Origin of the sequence: Marinobacter gelidimuriae (assembly GCF_000372805.1) — a bacterium.
Classification (GTDB): domain Bacteria; phylum Pseudomonadota; class Gammaproteobacteria; order Pseudomonadales; family Oleiphilaceae; genus Marinobacter; species Marinobacter gelidimuriae.
The window spans coordinates 1-14509 of the sequence record NZ_KB889921.1; the positions used below are offsets into that span (position 1 = coordinate 1).

General features: G+C 50.4%; 15 protein-coding genes and 2 pseudogenes. 12 read left to right on the plus strand and 5 right to left on the minus strand.

Annotation, left to right across the window (positions count from 1 at the left end):
- Positions 1-279 (minus strand): annotated as a pseudogene (locus tag A3OI_RS20490) (hypothetical protein); the annotation flags it as partial.
- 652 nt (positions 280-931) lie between these two features.
- Between A3OI_RS20490 and A3OI_RS24340 the strand changes: the two are divergent.
- Entirely contained in the window at positions 932-1141 is a 210-nt protein-coding gene (locus A3OI_RS24340; protein ID WP_267283311.1) for an HNH endonuclease family protein, read from the plus strand.
- A gap of 154 nt (positions 1142-1295) precedes the next feature.
- Here the strand turns inward: A3OI_RS24340 and A3OI_RS0115575 are convergent, their stop codons facing one another.
- Positions 1296-1595: a HigA family addiction module antitoxin gene (locus tag A3OI_RS0115575; protein WP_018405176.1), complete on the minus strand. Its 300-nt coding sequence runs from the start codon at positions 1593-1595 to the stop codon at positions 1296-1298.
- 12 nt (positions 1596-1607) lie between these two features.
- Positions 1608-1886, minus strand: coding sequence for a type II toxin-antitoxin system RelE/ParE family toxin (locus A3OI_RS0115580; RefSeq protein WP_018405177.1), 279 nt, complete (start codon positions 1884-1886; stop codon positions 1608-1610).
- Positions 1887-2086: 200 nt separating this feature from the next.
- On the opposite strand from A3OI_RS0115580, the gene A3OI_RS0115585 reads away from it, so the two are divergent.
- Both A3OI_RS0115585 and A3OI_RS22225 read left to right on the plus strand, forming a co-directional pair.
- Positions 2087-2329, plus strand: coding sequence for a type II toxin-antitoxin system ParD family antitoxin (locus A3OI_RS0115585; RefSeq protein ID WP_018405178.1), 243 nt, complete (start codon positions 2087-2089; stop codon positions 2327-2329).
- Positions 2322-2615: a type II toxin-antitoxin system RelE/ParE family toxin gene (locus A3OI_RS22225; RefSeq protein ID WP_081622957.1), complete on the plus strand. Its 294-nt coding sequence runs from the start codon at positions 2322-2324 to the stop codon at positions 2613-2615. The genes A3OI_RS0115585 and A3OI_RS22225 overlap by 8 nt, the downstream gene beginning before the upstream one ends.
- 37 nt (positions 2616-2652) lie before the next feature.
- Here A3OI_RS22225 and A3OI_RS0115590 read toward each other — a convergent pair.
- Positions 2653-3459, minus strand: a pseudogene (locus A3OI_RS0115590) (DUF4158 domain-containing protein); the annotation flags it as partial.
- 179 nt (positions 3460-3638) lie between these two features.
- Here A3OI_RS0115590 and A3OI_RS0115595 point away from each other — a divergent pair.
- Positions 3639-4196 (plus strand): recombinase family protein, encoded by a 558-nt coding sequence (locus A3OI_RS0115595; RefSeq protein ID WP_018405180.1) that lies wholly within the window; start codon positions 3639-3641, stop codon positions 4194-4196.
- Between the two features lie 216 nt (positions 4197-4412).
- On the opposite strand, the gene A3OI_RS0115600 is transcribed toward A3OI_RS0115595, so the two are convergent.
- Entirely contained in the window at positions 4413-5045 is a 633-nt protein-coding gene (locus tag A3OI_RS0115600) for a Crp/Fnr family transcriptional regulator (protein WP_018405181.1), read from the minus strand.
- Positions 5046-5216: 171 nt separating this feature from the next.
- Between A3OI_RS0115600 and A3OI_RS0115605 the strand changes: the two genes are divergently transcribed.
- The 8 genes from A3OI_RS0115605 to A3OI_RS24055 all read left to right on the plus strand — a co-directional run.
- Positions 5217-5669: an aspartate carbamoyltransferase gene (locus A3OI_RS0115605; protein WP_218185843.1), complete on the plus strand. Its 453-nt coding sequence runs from the start codon at positions 5217-5219 to the stop codon at positions 5667-5669.
- 398 nt (positions 5670-6067) lie between these two features.
- Positions 6068-6640, plus strand: coding sequence for a recombinase family protein (locus tag A3OI_RS0115610; RefSeq protein ID WP_018405183.1), 573 nt, complete (start codon positions 6068-6070; stop codon positions 6638-6640).
- A 252-nt stretch (positions 6641-6892) separates the two neighbouring features.
- Complete coding sequence (locus A3OI_RS21260; protein ID WP_018405184.1) at positions 6893-7120, plus strand: hypothetical protein; 228 nt, start codon at positions 6893-6895, stop codon at positions 7118-7120.
- Between the two features lie 60 nt (positions 7121-7180).
- Positions 7181-7561 carry a hypothetical protein gene (locus tag A3OI_RS0115620; RefSeq protein ID WP_018405185.1) on the plus strand — a complete coding sequence of 127 codons (381 nt, stop codon included), beginning with the start codon at positions 7181-7183 and terminating at the stop codon, positions 7559-7561.
- On the plus strand, positions 7558-10050 hold the full coding sequence (locus A3OI_RS0115625) for an Hsp70 family protein (protein WP_018405186.1): 2493 nt from the start codon (positions 7558-7560) through the stop codon (positions 10048-10050). The genes A3OI_RS0115620 and A3OI_RS0115625 overlap by 4 nt, the downstream gene beginning before the upstream one ends.
- Before the next feature lie 3 nt (positions 10051-10053).
- Positions 10054-11544: an ATP-binding protein gene (locus A3OI_RS0115630; protein ID WP_018405187.1), complete on the plus strand. Its 1491-nt coding sequence runs from the start codon at positions 10054-10056 to the stop codon at positions 11542-11544.
- A 2-nt stretch (positions 11545-11546) separates the two neighbouring features.
- Positions 11547-13193 carry a hypothetical protein gene (locus A3OI_RS0115635; protein WP_018405188.1) on the plus strand — a complete coding sequence of 549 codons (1647 nt, stop codon included), beginning with the start codon at positions 11547-11549 and terminating at the stop codon, positions 13191-13193.
- 19 nt (positions 13194-13212) lie between these two features.
- Positions 13213-14509, plus strand: a 1297-nt coding sequence (locus A3OI_RS24055; protein ID WP_228703009.1) for a peptidoglycan-binding domain-containing protein, incomplete at its 3' end; no start/stop codon positions are given.

Here is a 14509-nt window from a genome sequence, read left to right on the forward strand (position 1 = left end):
GATTCCATGCACCCCTACACCACGAAAAGGTTTGGTTGTTGAGTGATTTTGACTGACAAAAACCCGGTATTGATGTAGAAAGCTGTCTGCTTGCCAGGTCGCTTCTTGAAATTCCGCTCTGAGTTTTTCATAGCGAAAATGAGCGTCGGATTCATTGTGGTTTTCGGCGCGGGACGTCGAAAAGTAGGACTGCCGGTAGTTTTTGTTAAACGCGACGGTCACCCGAAAACCGATAAAGCCGGAACCATGATCTCCTGGGGCGTAGTAACGAATGGCCATATTCATATCTTCGAAAGGGTTGAATTTACCGTACTATACCGTTCTGAATGCTCAACTGGATCATTGAACTTTTCACTGACTCGCTCCCGCTGAGGGGATTGATTTGTTTAGGCATCGTACAAGTACCACCAGACTGCAACGGTGATTGTTTTTGACACTCGGTTGCTTATATCTTGACCGAAAGAAGCGAAAATTCTAGCAAATGAAAAGAAAATGTAGAAACCTAACACCTCCAAAACTTCATTAATATCGGCTAAAGGGTGCAAAAATCGCTACTGTCATCGCTCACATCTTACTGCTCGTTGTTTTCACTTTTCACGGCATTGCTCTTGCTTCACCACCAGCCGTAAAGCAATCCAGCAGCGGCATTTGCCATCCGCCCGAAAGCAGTTGGTATGAACGCACCAAAAACTATACCCCGTTTAATTCTCTAAAAGCCTGCCTGCAGGAGGGAGGGCGGCTGCCTAAAGGCTTGTCGCTGACATCACTTAATGGCGCCCAGAACGTAAATGAAAAAAAGGGTTATGACCGATCCGCATTTGGCCACGGCTGGGATGACTCAGACGGTGACTGCCAAGACAGCCGAGCCGAAGCCCTGATCACCACATCAACTACACAGGTTCGATTTGCCGACGCAAAACGCTGCAGAGTAGTGACCGGACGATGGATCAGCCCATTCACCGGCCAGGTCATCCAGAACGCATCCAACATCGACATCGACCACGTGGTACCGCTAGCTTGGTCGTGGCCTAGAGGGGCAGGGCAGTGGACACGTGAAAAACGTGAGCAGTTTGCGAATGATTCGATGAATCTTTGGCCTGTTGAATTAAGCTTGAATCTGCAAGGGTGCCAAGGGGCCTAATGAATGGTTACCACCTGCCGGTCAGTGCGGTTATGTGGCTCGTTTTTATCGGGTTGTGAAGCTCTACAAGCTTCAGCCGCGCCCGCCCGAAAATGAGTGGATGCGTGCGTTCCTAGATAGCTGTCGCCGATAATGGATGTCCACTGCTACGATTTCATGCCGCGTGTGGTTGGACCTCCCGGGCCACTTGCTCCGCTTTGCTGATCTGGGCTCGGCGAAGCTCATATTCGGTTTGTAGATTCAGCCAAAAGCGATCACTGGTACCGAAGTAGCGCGCAAGCCGGAGCGCCGTATCCGCAGTAACACCCCGGTTTTCTCGGACAATTTCATTCATGCGGGTTGCCGGAACATGCAGCGCCATAGAAAGTGCATTGACGCTCATTTCCAGAGGGGTCAAATACTCTTCCCGAAGAATTTCGCCCGGATGAATAGGGCGCATACCATTACGAGTCATTGTGTATTCTCCTCAGTGATAATCAGCAATTTCAACATCTTCGGGACCATCCTCCGTCCACCGGAAACACACACGCCACTGCTTATTGATGCGGATGCTGTGTTGACCTTCTCGATCTCCCGTCAGTAGTTCCAATCGGTTGCCAGGAGGCGACTTGAGATCATTCAGCACCTCTGCAGATTCAAGCATGATGAGTTCGCGCTCGGCCGCTGATTTGATCGCAGAAAACCGACGTGTTTTGCCTGTTTCAAATAGAGCTTGAGTATCTTTGCATCGAAAACTTTTGATCATACAAAAAAGCGTATTACGTTTATCGTTAAACGGCAAGCGTTAAATAAGCTCATCGGAATCTGTGTGCGCGCACACAACTTTAAGTTCACCGCAGATCGCTGGTGCAAATCTGATTGGATTGCGTGAGAAAATGCCAGCTTGTCGATAAAGATTTGAGGCTCTATAATTGTGTTATCTATCAACACAAGTGGAGTGGTGTCATGGCCAGAACAACCAGTATTACTATTGGGGCTCCGTTAGATGACTTTATAGGGAAACTCATTGAGTCTGGAAGGTTCGGTTCAACCAGCGAGGTTGTTCGCTCAGCTTTGCGATTGCTAGAGCGCCAGGAAAACCAGCTAGCCGCGTTAAGAGCTGCTGTGGAAGCTGGCGAGCGTAGTGGAGAAAGCGACCTGTCTTTGCATGATATTGCCGCTCGAATAAAACAACAACACCATGTATAAGCTTTCAAACCTGGCGGTTGAAGATTTTGCCGTTATCTACGAATACACATTGCTTAATTTTGGAGCTCTTCAAGCTGACATTTATACCGACGATTTGGACAGAACCTTTCAGCTTTTATCTGGCTCGCCATTGATGGGCTGGGAATGTCCAGAAATTGCCGTCGGTGTACGCCGCCATGATCACCAAAAGCATGCCATTTTTTACCGGCAACGTGAGCACGATATTTTTGTAATGCGGGTACTTCACCAGCGGATGGATATATGGAGGCACCTCTTCGAGTTTTGAACCTCCCAGGCTTCAAAACTGTGAGATCCAAAAGTGGATAACTGGCCAGGTCAGCGGGCGTCATCTGGGCGCCCTCGCGGGCGATCTTGAGCAGCCGGTTCTGATGAACCAGCCGCTCGATGCCGGCAGGCAGGTTCAGCGCCTGCCAGGCCTTGAGGCGCTCGATATGCTCCAGCATGTGCCGCGAGTTCGGCCTGACTGGTGACAGGCGCAGCCACGCCAGCCAGGTGAGCTTGCGGTCGTCCTTGCGCTTGAGAAGATTCTCCAGGCGCTGACGATGGTCGTCAGACAGTGTGTCGGTCAGGGCGGTGTGAATGCGCCGGTTGGCCTGCGTAATGGCCCCGGCACAGATGCGCTCGACAACATCCAGCGCCGGAATGATTATGTGCTGCTGGCGCAATGTATCCAGCACACTGGCAGCCAGCACGACGCCCTTGTCGGTCTGCAAAGCCAAATCGGTCGTGGCATGCATGGCTTGGCGCAAGTGCGCCAGACCGAATGGCACGATGCCCAGGTAAGCACGCAGTTCCAGCAGGTGCTCGCGCCGCGTTTCCTCGCGTTCGGCATACTGCGGCCAACAGGCCGGGTCGATGTGAAGTTGCTGACCGATCCATCGTATCAGCGATGCCGCAACAGAGGCATCAGTCAGCAAACCCTGCCCAGGAAAGCGCAGCAGACACAACTGCACGGCGAAGCCCAAACGGTTCGCGTCGCCCCGCCGCTGCCGGATCAGCGACAAGTCGCCTTGGCTGAACGTGTACTGCCGGATCAGTTCATCGTCAGAGTCAGGCAAAGCCAGCAAACTATCGCGCTCCGCAGCCGACAGGATTGAACGACGGGGCATCTGTGCTCCTCTTGAAAACGCTGGATTTTGAGAAGCCTTGCTGCATGACTCGTGCTGCGCGCAGGATCAAGGCATGGATATTCTCACAAATAGTTCTTGGAACTATATTCTTGAAGCACTACCATGACAACGAGTTTTGAGAAGGAAAAAAGCATGGAACAACTCCATCGAGGTCCGGCATGCTGATCGGCTATGCGCGCGTCTCCACACTGGATCAAACCCTTGATCTTCAGACCGACGCTCTGACCAAGGCGGGCTGCCACAGGCTCTTTGAGGACAAGATAAGCGGTAGCCGTACTGAGCGGCCCGGCCTGGCCAAGGCGCTGGACATGCTGCGCGAGGGCGACACCCTCGTCGTGTGGAAGCTCGACCGGCTGGGCCGCAGCGTCAAGCACTTGGTGGATATGGTCGGCGAGCTGCACAAGCAGGGCGTGCAGTTCAAGAGCCTGACCGATGCCATCGACACAGGAACCCCCTCGGGGCGATTTTTCTTTCACGTCATGGCCAGCCTGGCTCAGATGGAGCGCGAGCTGACCGTGGAGCGCACCCGGGCAGGATTGGAAGTCGCTCGCCAGCTTGGCCGCAAGGGCGGGCGCAAGCGCCTGATGACCGACAGCAAAATCGAGTCAGCCAAGAAACTTCTGGCCAATGGCGTGCCGCCACGGGACGTGGCCAAGAATCTTGGCGTGTCAGTACCGACGCTTTATCGCTGGATTCCAGCCTCCTCAAATCCTTAGCGTACGATTTTTTCCGTTTCCTGTGACGACCCCGACAAATGTGGCTGAACACGTTACCCAATTTGAGTGGCCTCTGTACAGCGATAGGCGACACCGCGCCTCAAAATATGACTAGCGTTTTATGGGCGCCAACACTAGCATCGCTATGAAGTCCGGCGCGGGTGAGTTCAGCGCGGTGGAGTTTGGCAAAGGAATGCTTGTCCGCAGAGCGAGGGTTCAAACCCTTGTAGACAGACGATTCCCCGCGACCTCAAGAACGCCGTCATCTTGCATACGCTTCAAAGTTCGGTAGAGGGCTTCGTGGGTAAGGCCGAGTTCTGCAGCCCACGACTTGCGGGACTGATTCAAGGTGACGACGCCAACAGACCCCTCGGACTCGATGTAGTGATTGACGCGGTCGGCTGCGCTGTTAAGGGCCATCCTTTCGCATTGGGCTCTCAGCTTGCGCACCTCCTTGGCTAACTGCGTTTGCCAGGCCCGGCAAAAAGCAAAGTCATCTTCCAAGGCCTGCCGAAAAACCGAAGCGGTGAACATGAGCATCGTGGTGGATTCGGCTGCGATGGCGTCGCAGTGGTAGGAACGGCTGTCGAGGCTCGCTTCCGCGATGAAGCCGCCGCGCGAGCGTTGCAGGATGACTTCCCCGCCGCGACGGTCGATTCGAATCAGGCGGACTTCGCCTGAGATCACCAAATAGATCTGACGAACCGGATCACCAATGCGAAAAAGCGTTTCGCGAGCGTTGGCGTCCACCCTCTTGGCGACTTCCCGTAGGGCCTCGGGTATGAGCCCTGCTGTCGGTTGGGTTGCAATGAGGCTCGGCCAATTTAAGCTTTCGCTGACTTTTTTCATGTGATTTGGATCCTATGCGCAGGAGAGCATCTAACCGTAGGATCAGCCCAACATCAACATTGGAGAAATATCGTGCTCAAAACTGCCATCGCAACAATCGTTATCTCGGCTCTCGCAGGAAGCCTTCATGCCCAAAATATGGATCACTCGACAATGGACCATGGCGCTCACATGAAGATGATGGCCGATTCGCAGCGCCAAGCCGAAGTAGCCGGTCGAGGCAAGGACGTGATGCCGTTCAGCCTTGCGGCAACGACCCACATCTTCACCAAAAACGTTAGGGGCGGCATTCAGCAAGTCGTGGTTAAGAAGCCCACGGACGCAGGCCAAGTCAAGATGACCAGGCAACACCTGCAAGAGATTCGGGATCAATTCCTAAAGGGTGACTTCTCCGGACCGTCCCATATCCACGGGCAAGACATGCCAGGCCTGGCCGATCTCAAAGCATCTAAGCCAGGGCAGATCGCAATCGACTACAAAGAGGTAAAAGGCGGGGCCCAATTGACTTATACGACATCGGATGTGAGCCTCGTGGCAGCATTGCACAAGTGGTTCGACGCTCAACTCTCCGATCATGGCAAGGACGCCTTGGAGGGCCATGCGCTCCATGATGGCATGAAGTAGCAGTGAGCCGCAGTGACGTGATCAAATGTAGCTGGTTGATGCTTCAGGCTTGCCTAGAGTAGCCCCAAAGATACTTTCGGCTGAGCAGTTGGCGAGTTTGAAAAGTGCCGTATGACACTGCGCTCCACGGCTACCACTGCGCGAAAAGCCGCGCGGGCACCTCAACTCCACGTTAAATGACCGCTTTGGCAATCAGCGTAATTCCGCTTTCGGTGGCGGATTCAACCGGTCGATGCAACAAGTTGACCGACCGCTATCTGCCAGAAGCCGACCGCCACGGCGTTCAACATACGGTCGTTTTATGGACGCCTGCTTCATATCCTCAAAACACCGATTTTCCTATTGTTTTGCGTCCAAGAATCACGTATGAAAAACTATGACCAGAAAAGGCTCGTTTGATGATCATAGGATATGCACGTGTCAGTACCCAAGATCAAAATCCGGAGTTCCAGGTCGATGCTCTGGAGAAAGCCGGTTGCGAACAGATCTTTCAAGAAAAGTTTACCGGCAAGCTCCGGGAACGACCTGAGCTGTCGCAGTGTCTGCGTACCCTCCGAAAGGGGGATATTCTGGTTGTCTGGAAACTGGATCGGCTTGCCCGTTCGCTGAAGGATCTGGTTGAAATAGTCCAGGAGCTCCATGATCGAGAAATCGGCTTCAAGTCACTGACGGAATCCATCGACACCACCAGTTCCGGTGGCCGCTTGGTATTCCATATCTTCGGTGCCTTGGCTGAGTTTGAACACGACCTGATTCGGGAAAGGACGATAGCCGGATTGCAGGCAGCTCGGGCCCGAGGGCGAAAAGGTGGCCGAAAGCCAGCCATGTCAGACGCTGATGTAAAGAAGGCTGCGGCGATGTTGTTAGACCCGAACATTACGAAAAAAGAGGTGGCTGAACACTTTGCTGTTAGTCGCACGACACTGAACGCTTCTCTTCAACGGCTGGCGCAGCCGATGGAATTAAACTGAGCACAATATTTATTTTCTAGGCATGATGTTTTCGACTGGGCAACAGGTGAGCGGTCCGGTTAGGAGACAAAACAAGGAATCACGAAGCCAAGCGATTGCATAGCGGTGCAGCAATAATTTAGCTAAGCTATTGTTTAATATCGGACTTTCTGCCGCGTGGCGTAACAGGAAAGTGGCATTATCGAGAACGCACTTTTCTGCAATATCGTGAAATGGGTTATAGCCACTGTTAGGCAGTTATAGGAGACAACAATGGAAGTTTTGCTCTTTGCAGTACTTCTGGGCCTCATTCCGGCCTCAATCGCGTCGAAGAAAGGAAGGAGCTTCGGCACTTGGTGGTTCTTTGGCGCAATGCTGTTTATCGTCGCACTGCCAATGGCGCTGATGATGAAGCCTGAAAAGCCGGACGACGACTATGAAGATAAAGCACCAAAGTCACGTTCAAAAAAGAGGGCCTTAAATCTCTCAAGTTTTCTTTAAATGTCTAATTACGCTGCTGACCTAACCGGCGACCCAACAAGCATTGTGCAGGAGTAACACATGGATGAGACCGAACTAGAATCCACAGACGCAGAAGCTATGCGGGATTCGGTGCTGAGCATGGCTGTTGAAGCATGGCGATTTGGAAGAGTTTTTGATCGGTTACTGGGGCGTCTTGATGCTGGAGAGACCAACCGTTATCGAAGTCAATTTAACTGGTTCATGAAAAAAGTTGAGGACTCTTTAAATGGCGCAGGACTTCGGATTGTCAATGTCGAGGGTCAGCCATTTGACCCAGGTATGGCCGCAACGCCATTGAATATCGACGAATTCGATGTTTCAGAGCCATTGGTGGTCGACCAGATGCTAGAGCCGATCATAATGGGCGGCAACGGGATTGTTAAAACCGGAACTGTAACTTTAAGGAAGGCTGAGCAATGAATCATTTTGTAGGCATTGATCTGGGAACAACAAATAGTGCTATCTGCTCATATGACGGTTCCGAGACGCGTATTTGGAAAAGCCCTGAGCAGAATGATGTGACGCCTTCGGTGATCTACATAGATCGTCGCGGAAACAAGTATATCGGCAAGAGAGCTTACGATTCTGCGCCACATAGTCCGGACAATTCAGCCAGCCTGTTCAAGCGTTTAATGGGCACGAGCACGCCGGTCGAGCTGCCTGCTGTTAACCAAACGAAAACCCCAGAAGAATGCTCAGCAGAAGTGCTAAAAACGCTATATGGCTACTTACCTGAAGAAGTCAGACGTGATCCGGACACAGGAACTGTCATTACCGTTCCAGCTGCTTTCAACCAAATGCAGCGGGATGCGACTATGCAGGCTGCCAACATGGCGGGTATCGGCAATGTCGCTTTGATGCAAGAGCCTGTCGCCGCAGTGATGAGTGTAATGCGCAAAAAAAATGTTGACGGCATGTTTCTTATTTATGACCTCGGCGGCGGCACATTAGATATTGCTGTTGCTGAAAGTATTGGTGGTCGGATTAATCTCCATGCGCATGGAGGCATTTCGATGTGCGGAGGGAGGGATTTTGACCGGGTTCTTTTGGATAACGTCGTAAAGCCGTGGCTTATTGAGAATTTTAACTTACCAGAGAATTTCTCGTCCAGTCCCGACTATAAATCACTCATCAGACTGGCCACATGGGCCACCGAGCGGGCAAAAATTGAGCTTTCCTCCAGCGAGCAGGCGGCGATCAGTCTTACAGAGGTAGAAGCCAGGGCAAAAGACCTTGACGGTGAAGAGATATACTTAGATGTCTCCTTGACCAGGCAAATTATGGATGAACTTATTGCCGATCGGCTTTCGGAGACTATTAACGCCGCACGGGAGACTCTATCAAATGCGAGTCTGAGTCCTCATGATCTGGAGCGGGTGGTTTTTGTTGGGGGGCCAACTAATTATAAGCCTCTTCGGGATAAGGTCGCATTTGAATTGGGAATCCCAGGCAATACCGACGTCAATCCAATGACCGCTGTTGCAGAGGGCGCGTCTATATTTGCCGAGTCGATTGACTGGAGCACGCAAACAAGAGGGCGAAAAGGGAATCGAGGGACTCTTTCAAATACTGGTAATTTGGACATTTCATTTAACTACATCTCTCGTACGCCGGACCTTAAAGCCAAGATGGCAGTCAAGATCCCGGGAGAGATTCCCGAAGGGTCTGAGTTCCAAGTAGACAGTGTCGACACTGGGTGGACGTCGGGTCGAGTCCCACTGGCTAACGGTGCAACATTAACTTTGAACTTGGCAAAACCGGGTGAGAATAATTTTAAAGTCGCTGTTTTCGATGCGAGCGGTGGCCCAGTTTCACTCGCCCAGGACACAATCATCATTACAAGGACCGCCGCGTCGGTAGACGCTATTCCTGCTTCCTATTCGATTGCAGTGGAAGTTTTGAACAAGTTGGGTGGTCGTCCTGAACCCGATTATTTGGTTCGCGCTGGTGATCACCTTCCCGCCAAAGGTAAACGGATATATAAGGCCGCCGAATCGTTGAAGGCAGGTGCTTCAGGGTCTTTAAACTTTATTCTTTGGGAGGGCGAGATCGGAGATCCAATTCGCGATAACCGTCCTGTCGGCTCGTTGAAGATATCTGGCAACGACTTTGATGAGGGTGTTATACCGGCGGGTGCTGACCTGGAATGTGAATACGAAATTCTTGATTCGGGTAATATAATCTTCAATATTTCTATCCCTTCCATTGGCGGAACCTTCCATTCCGATCGTAATTTCTACTCTCCACAAGGTGGCATGCAGGACTATTCGGCATCAGCAGACGCTATCGTTGAGGAAGGAGAAAAAACGCGTTCGCGAGTCGACGATTTCAGCGCGCGGATTGATGACCCCAGGCTCACTCAGGCTAGAGATAAACTCCAACAAGTAGAAAGCATCGATGAAACCTCCGACCCTGAATCTGCCAAGCAGGCAATGGAGAACATTCTCGATGCAAAACGGCTAATTGCCGATGTCAAAAAAGCGCACCTCAAAGAAACGAGAACAATTGAACTTGAGCATGTTGTAGATTTCTTCGATAACTATGTACGCGGAAATGCCAGGCCATCTGAGGCTTCTTCCTTCGACGCGCTGGCCCATACGGCTCGGTCTGCTATTCAGGACAATGACACTAGTTTTGATAACCACCTTGATGAATTAAGGGGAAAGAATTTTGAGATTCTTTGGCGGCAAGATTGGTTTGTCGTTGAGAAGTTCAAATCCATGGCAAAAGCGCCGCAGCAGTTTACAGATCGACAAATGTTCACCCAGTTGGTTCAGGCCGGCATGGACGCAATGGAGAAGGACGATATTGATCGGCTCCGAGCAGTCATTGCAGAGCTGTCTCAGATACAAGCGGGTATAGGGGCGGGCGATGAGCTGTTTGATGTTGCGAACATCATAAAGGGTTAGAGGATGTCTTCTGAGCAATGGCTATCCAACGGTTTCGAAATAGAAACCGATTTTAAGGTCCGTTCGTTGGCTCAAGCCGGTGAGCATTGGCAAATATACAAGTCTGGAGGAAGAACTCTTCTTCTGGTGGTCACCAATGCACTTCTGGACTGGTGGTCTGACGAAGGCCTTATTGAAAAGGAGTTGTTTTCTTTGCTTAGCGTCGATGAGCAAGATTTGTTTTATTTATACTCAGGTTCTGACAATACTATTGAGCCCGTTCGTGGCGGAGAGGGCCCACAAACGAAAGCCGACGCGATAAGCTTTGTGCATGCTTTAAAAGACACGAGGAAGCTTTTTCCTGAAGGATCTTTATATTCATCTCTATTTGTTGAGCGGTATTCTCGCTTGCTACCGCTTTCATCCAAAGACGAAGGGTTTGCAGATGAGATAGTCCTTGGCACATGGTTGTCCGGCGGGGTAACTGTGTCGGTGTTGTCTTTCAGGCGACTAAATGATCTGTGTGGTTGGATGCCTACACACGACCTGATTGACGTTGTGGAGTTTGCCGGATTTGACGTTCCGCCTGACTCAGGCCTTCTTCAAAAACCGCCAAGCCCTGGGTCATCGCTGCTGCGTTCTGACGAGGTTGGACAAACGCCTCAAGAAAAAGAAGTCCAGGCCAATTCTTCTACTCCGGGCAGCGGTCCTTCCAATGATTCACGCAGATCCTTTAGTCTACCGGGAAGGAAGACACTTCAGGATTTTTTCAACGAACATGTTGTCGACATCATTTTCAATCCCGAGCGTTATCAAATGATGGGGATTGAGTTTCCCTCCGGCATAATTCTCCATGGACCTCCGGGCTGCGGGAAAACCTTTGCTGTCGATCAGTTAGTTGAATTTATTTGCTGGCCCAGCTATTCAATAGATTCCAATAGCATTGGGAGTCCTTACATTCATGAGACCAGCAAGAAGATATCTGAAGTTTTCGATAAGGCACTAGACAATGCCCCGTCAATCGTCATCATCGATGAAATGGAGTCTTTCCTGACCGACCGACGTTCTGGCAACAGCTCAGGAGTGCACCATGTCGAAGAAGTGGCGGAATTTCTCCGGCGGATTCCCGAGGCGATTAAGAATCGCGTTTTGGTGATTGGGATGACCAATATGATTGATACGATTGATCCGGCAATCCTTCGGCGCGGACGTTTTGATCATATAATTGAGGTCGGTATGCCCTCTGCTGAAGAGATTAGATCGCTACTGGATTCATTGCTCCAAAACATTCCCAAGTCTTCAGATTTGGCTGTCGAACGTTATGTAGACTTGCTTACGGGTAAGCCACTTTCGGATGCTGCATTTGTTGTTCGTGAGGCGGCAAGGCTAGCTGCGAAGACTGGAAAGACTGCACTCGATGACGTATGCCTTGAGGCAGCATTATCAAGCCTGCCAAAAGAACAAGAAAAACGTCGGGAACGCATTGGTTTTATATGGGATGAGGAAAAGGATTAGATATGGACTTGTTTGATAATCCTTTCAAAGTGCTTGGCGCAACACCAAGGGATGACCGTCAAAAAATTATGGACTTGGCGGACGAGGGTGCCCTGCTGTTAGATCCTCAGGAATGTTCTGAGGCTCGCTCTATTTTGACGATGCCAAGAAAACGCATAGGCGCGGAGCTGGCTTGGCTGCCGGGGGTTGGTCCAAAAAAGGCCTCGGAGATATTGTCCATTGTTGAGCGTAATCCGGACGATTTATTTTCTTTGGAAAATATGCTTCCCGTTGCGCGTTGCAATGCCGTTGCTGCCGCTATTAGTCGGTCCGTAAACTTGGAGCCAAGTGTATTAGCTGACTGGTTTCTTGAGCTTGGTTGGGCGTTTGAAGAAATCGAATCCGAGCCCCTTCGGCGCGTAATAAACGAGGAGCGAGTTGTATCCGGTTTCGCTGAGGTCTCAGAAGTATCGTTAGTTGAGTCGGGTATTGCGGACAGGAGGCAGTACTACCGCCAGATTATGAAAACTGCCTTGAACCAAATGAAGCCAAGGGATCTCGTTGAAGCAATTACAGTAGCCGTAGAGGCCGGAACTGAGTTAGGCCACGCGCCAGGGCCAAAGTTGTTCGCAGACCTCGTTGAATCGTATGAGGTCGAAGCTCAGGATTTTTTGGAAAGGGAACAGGCAAATATCTCTCTTCTCATTAATCGTGTTGAAGAAGGGCTTAACCAAAAATTTGGAGACAAAGATTTAGAGGTAATTGTTGATAGGCTTTGCCAGGTTGTGCGGAATTGGGATTATGTCGCGCAGCCAATTCAAGTGAGTAGAAAGAGCAGGGGTTTGCCTCACGAGGCAAGCCAGGAGGCGGCTTATGCTGTGCGGTCTCTAGCTATCACGATGGTCAACGACTTTAATAAGATCGAACCTGCCCAACAGATAACCGAGATGCTTCAAGCGGTTTTTGCAGAAGTAGTCGATGTTGCCGAAAGAATTGCTGAGGACGCTGGAGCGCTCAATGATCTTGCGGAGCAACGAATCCGTCTGATGGAGGATGCTGCGCGCCAAGAAGAGGAATGGCAGAAAGAGATCACTTATGAAACTGAGGTAGGGGCCGTCTTTAAGGATAAGCTTCGGATTTCTCCAGATGGTGTGGAGTGGAAACGGCAAAAAATCCCGCTTGATAGTGTAGTCGGAGTTCGTTGGGGTGGCGTTAGTAGCTCTGTGAATGGTATTCCAACCGGAACGACCTTTAGCATAATCGTCACTAGCAATGCTCAATCCATCGAAATTGAGACAAAAAAACAAGAGATTTTCTCAAGTTTTGTTGATCGCTTGTGGCGCTCTGTCGGTGTCAGATTATTAACTGAGTTTCTCGCTGACTTAAGCACTGGTCAGACATTTCAGTTCGGTTCAGTTGTCGTAAGCGATTCAGGCGTGCATTTAAGAAGGCACGGATTCTTTTCAAAGCCTGAGACCGTATTTTGCCGATGGAACGAGCTTGTAACCGGAAATGCCAATGGCGCATTTCATATTGGCCATACGCACGATAAAAAACTTTCAGAAAGCTTATCGTATCTTGCCGAGAGCAATGTTCATATTCTGGAAGCAGCGATAGGCATTTTGTGGAAACAAGACGGCGACAGGCTCAGCAGTATTTTGAATTCCTAGGCCAAAAGGTTCTGAATCGATGGGTTCTGATAGCAAGGAAAGCAAAGGTTTTACTGGATTAGTGGATCTCGTTTCAGATCTATCCGATTTAAAACCGCTTGATGATATCGAAAGCCAGAAAGCGGCTAAGGTTCCGGCGGAGAAAAGAGAAACCAGGCCCGTATCTAACAGCGGCAAGGGTCAAAATTCCACGACTACGTCGTCAAAGAAACCAGAGGATAAGCCCTCCGATAACGCCTCAAATGCCGCATTTCCCGAGCCTCCAGCTGACAAAGGCATGGACAAGCAATTCTTAATTTGGGCAACAGTAGCTATTTTTGCTGTGGCTATATTATATTTGTCGTCACAGTCTTCCCAGAGAACACCGACGGCCACTTCATCACCCGATTCTTATAGCACTCAGGCGGACAATAATTCCGGAACCTCTCAGAGCGGTAATAGCGTTGAGGGTGAACCAGACTATTCAGACCTTTCCTTTGAAGACCTAAATGGTGAATCAACGCAGACAAATCAGGCACCCGCAACTTCGCCAGAGCCCACCAGGTATGATGATGTTGCTTTTCCGTATCGAAAACCTCCAGTTGGCTCCAATGAGGTTCTGCCCATATCCCAGATTCGCTGGTGTGTACGAGAAAGTATCCAAATTGAGACAATGCGCGACAGAGGTAAGTTTTCAACAAATGACGGCGTGGATGAGTTCAATGAAATTGTTGATGACTATAATAGGCGCTGCGCAAGTTATCGATATCGTGAGGGCAATTTGAGCCTGGCCCAACGTCAAGTTGAGGAGCAACGGACCTCAATTGAAGCCGATGCGTTAGTCAAAGCATATGCGGACGAACCAGCCGCATCGACAGGCGCAGCGACTAATGATGCTCCTAAGAAGCCTAATGCCCAATACACCAGACAGGCTCAACAGCTTCTGACTGATCTTGGCTACGACCCTGGGCCGGTGGATGGGGTTTATGGCCGCCGGACTGCCGCTGCGGTCAAAGCTTTTCAGAGAGCGCAGGGCAAAGCAGTGGATGGATGGTTCAGTGAGCGCCTTTTACATATGTTGCGGAGCGCAATATTAAAAAATCCCGAAAAACATAAGGAACCATCCGGTTCGCAGAGAGGTATCCCAGGAAATAATGAAGGCTTTGATAAAAGCAAAGATATTAGTTTTATCTCTGAAGCTGATCAAGCTGGAATTATCGATGCATGTAAGTACAAAGGCTCACCAGCCGATGTTTACAGTTGCCAGGAAAAGGAGCTGAACAAGTTAAAGCAAACAGGGCCAGCTCCCAATCTGTCTGGACTAACGTCTTTCGAGC

What these genes read in the sequence shown, in the direction of transcription:
- A3OI_RS0115575 (WP_018405176.1), bottom strand. Translation starts at nt 1,595, where the DNA reads ATGACTCGTAATGGTATGCGCCCTATTCATCCGGGCGAAATTCTTCGG.
- A3OI_RS0115600 (WP_018405181.1), bottom strand. Translation starts at nt 5,045, where the DNA reads ATGAAAAAAGTCAGCGAAAGCTTAAATTGGCCGAGCCTCATTGCAACC.
- A3OI_RS0115605 (WP_218185843.1), top strand. Translation starts at nt 5,217, where the DNA reads ATGAAGATGATGGCCGATTCGCAGCGCCAAGCCGAAGTAGCCGGTCGA.
- A3OI_RS0115630 (WP_018405187.1), top strand. Translation starts at nt 10,054, where the DNA reads ATGTCTTCTGAGCAATGGCTATCCAACGGTTTCGAAATAGAAACCGAT.
- A3OI_RS0115635 (WP_018405188.1), top strand. Translation starts at nt 11,547, where the DNA reads ATGGACTTGTTTGATAATCCTTTCAAAGTGCTTGGCGCAACACCAAGG.
- A3OI_RS0115610 (WP_018405183.1), top strand. Translation starts at nt 6,068, where the DNA reads ATGATCATAGGATATGCACGTGTCAGTACCCAAGATCAAAATCCGGAG.
- A3OI_RS0115595 (WP_018405180.1), top strand. Translation starts at nt 3,639, where the DNA reads ATGCTGATCGGCTATGCGCGCGTCTCCACACTGGATCAAACCCTTGAT.
- A3OI_RS21260 (WP_018405184.1), top strand. Translation starts at nt 6,893, where the DNA reads ATGGAAGTTTTGCTCTTTGCAGTACTTCTGGGCCTCATTCCGGCCTCA.
- A3OI_RS0115580 (WP_018405177.1), bottom strand. Translation starts at nt 1,886, where the DNA reads ATGATCAAAAGTTTTCGATGCAAAGATACTCAAGCTCTATTTGAAACA.
- A3OI_RS22225 (WP_081622957.1), top strand. Translation starts at nt 2,322, where the DNA reads ATGTATAAGCTTTCAAACCTGGCGGTTGAAGATTTTGCCGTTATCTAC.
- A3OI_RS0115620 (WP_018405185.1), top strand. Translation starts at nt 7,181, where the DNA reads ATGGATGAGACCGAACTAGAATCCACAGACGCAGAAGCTATGCGGGAT.
- A3OI_RS0115625 (WP_018405186.1), top strand. Translation starts at nt 7,558, where the DNA reads ATGAATCATTTTGTAGGCATTGATCTGGGAACAACAAATAGTGCTATC.
- A3OI_RS0115585 (WP_018405178.1), top strand. Translation starts at nt 2,087, where the DNA reads ATGGCCAGAACAACCAGTATTACTATTGGGGCTCCGTTAGATGACTTT.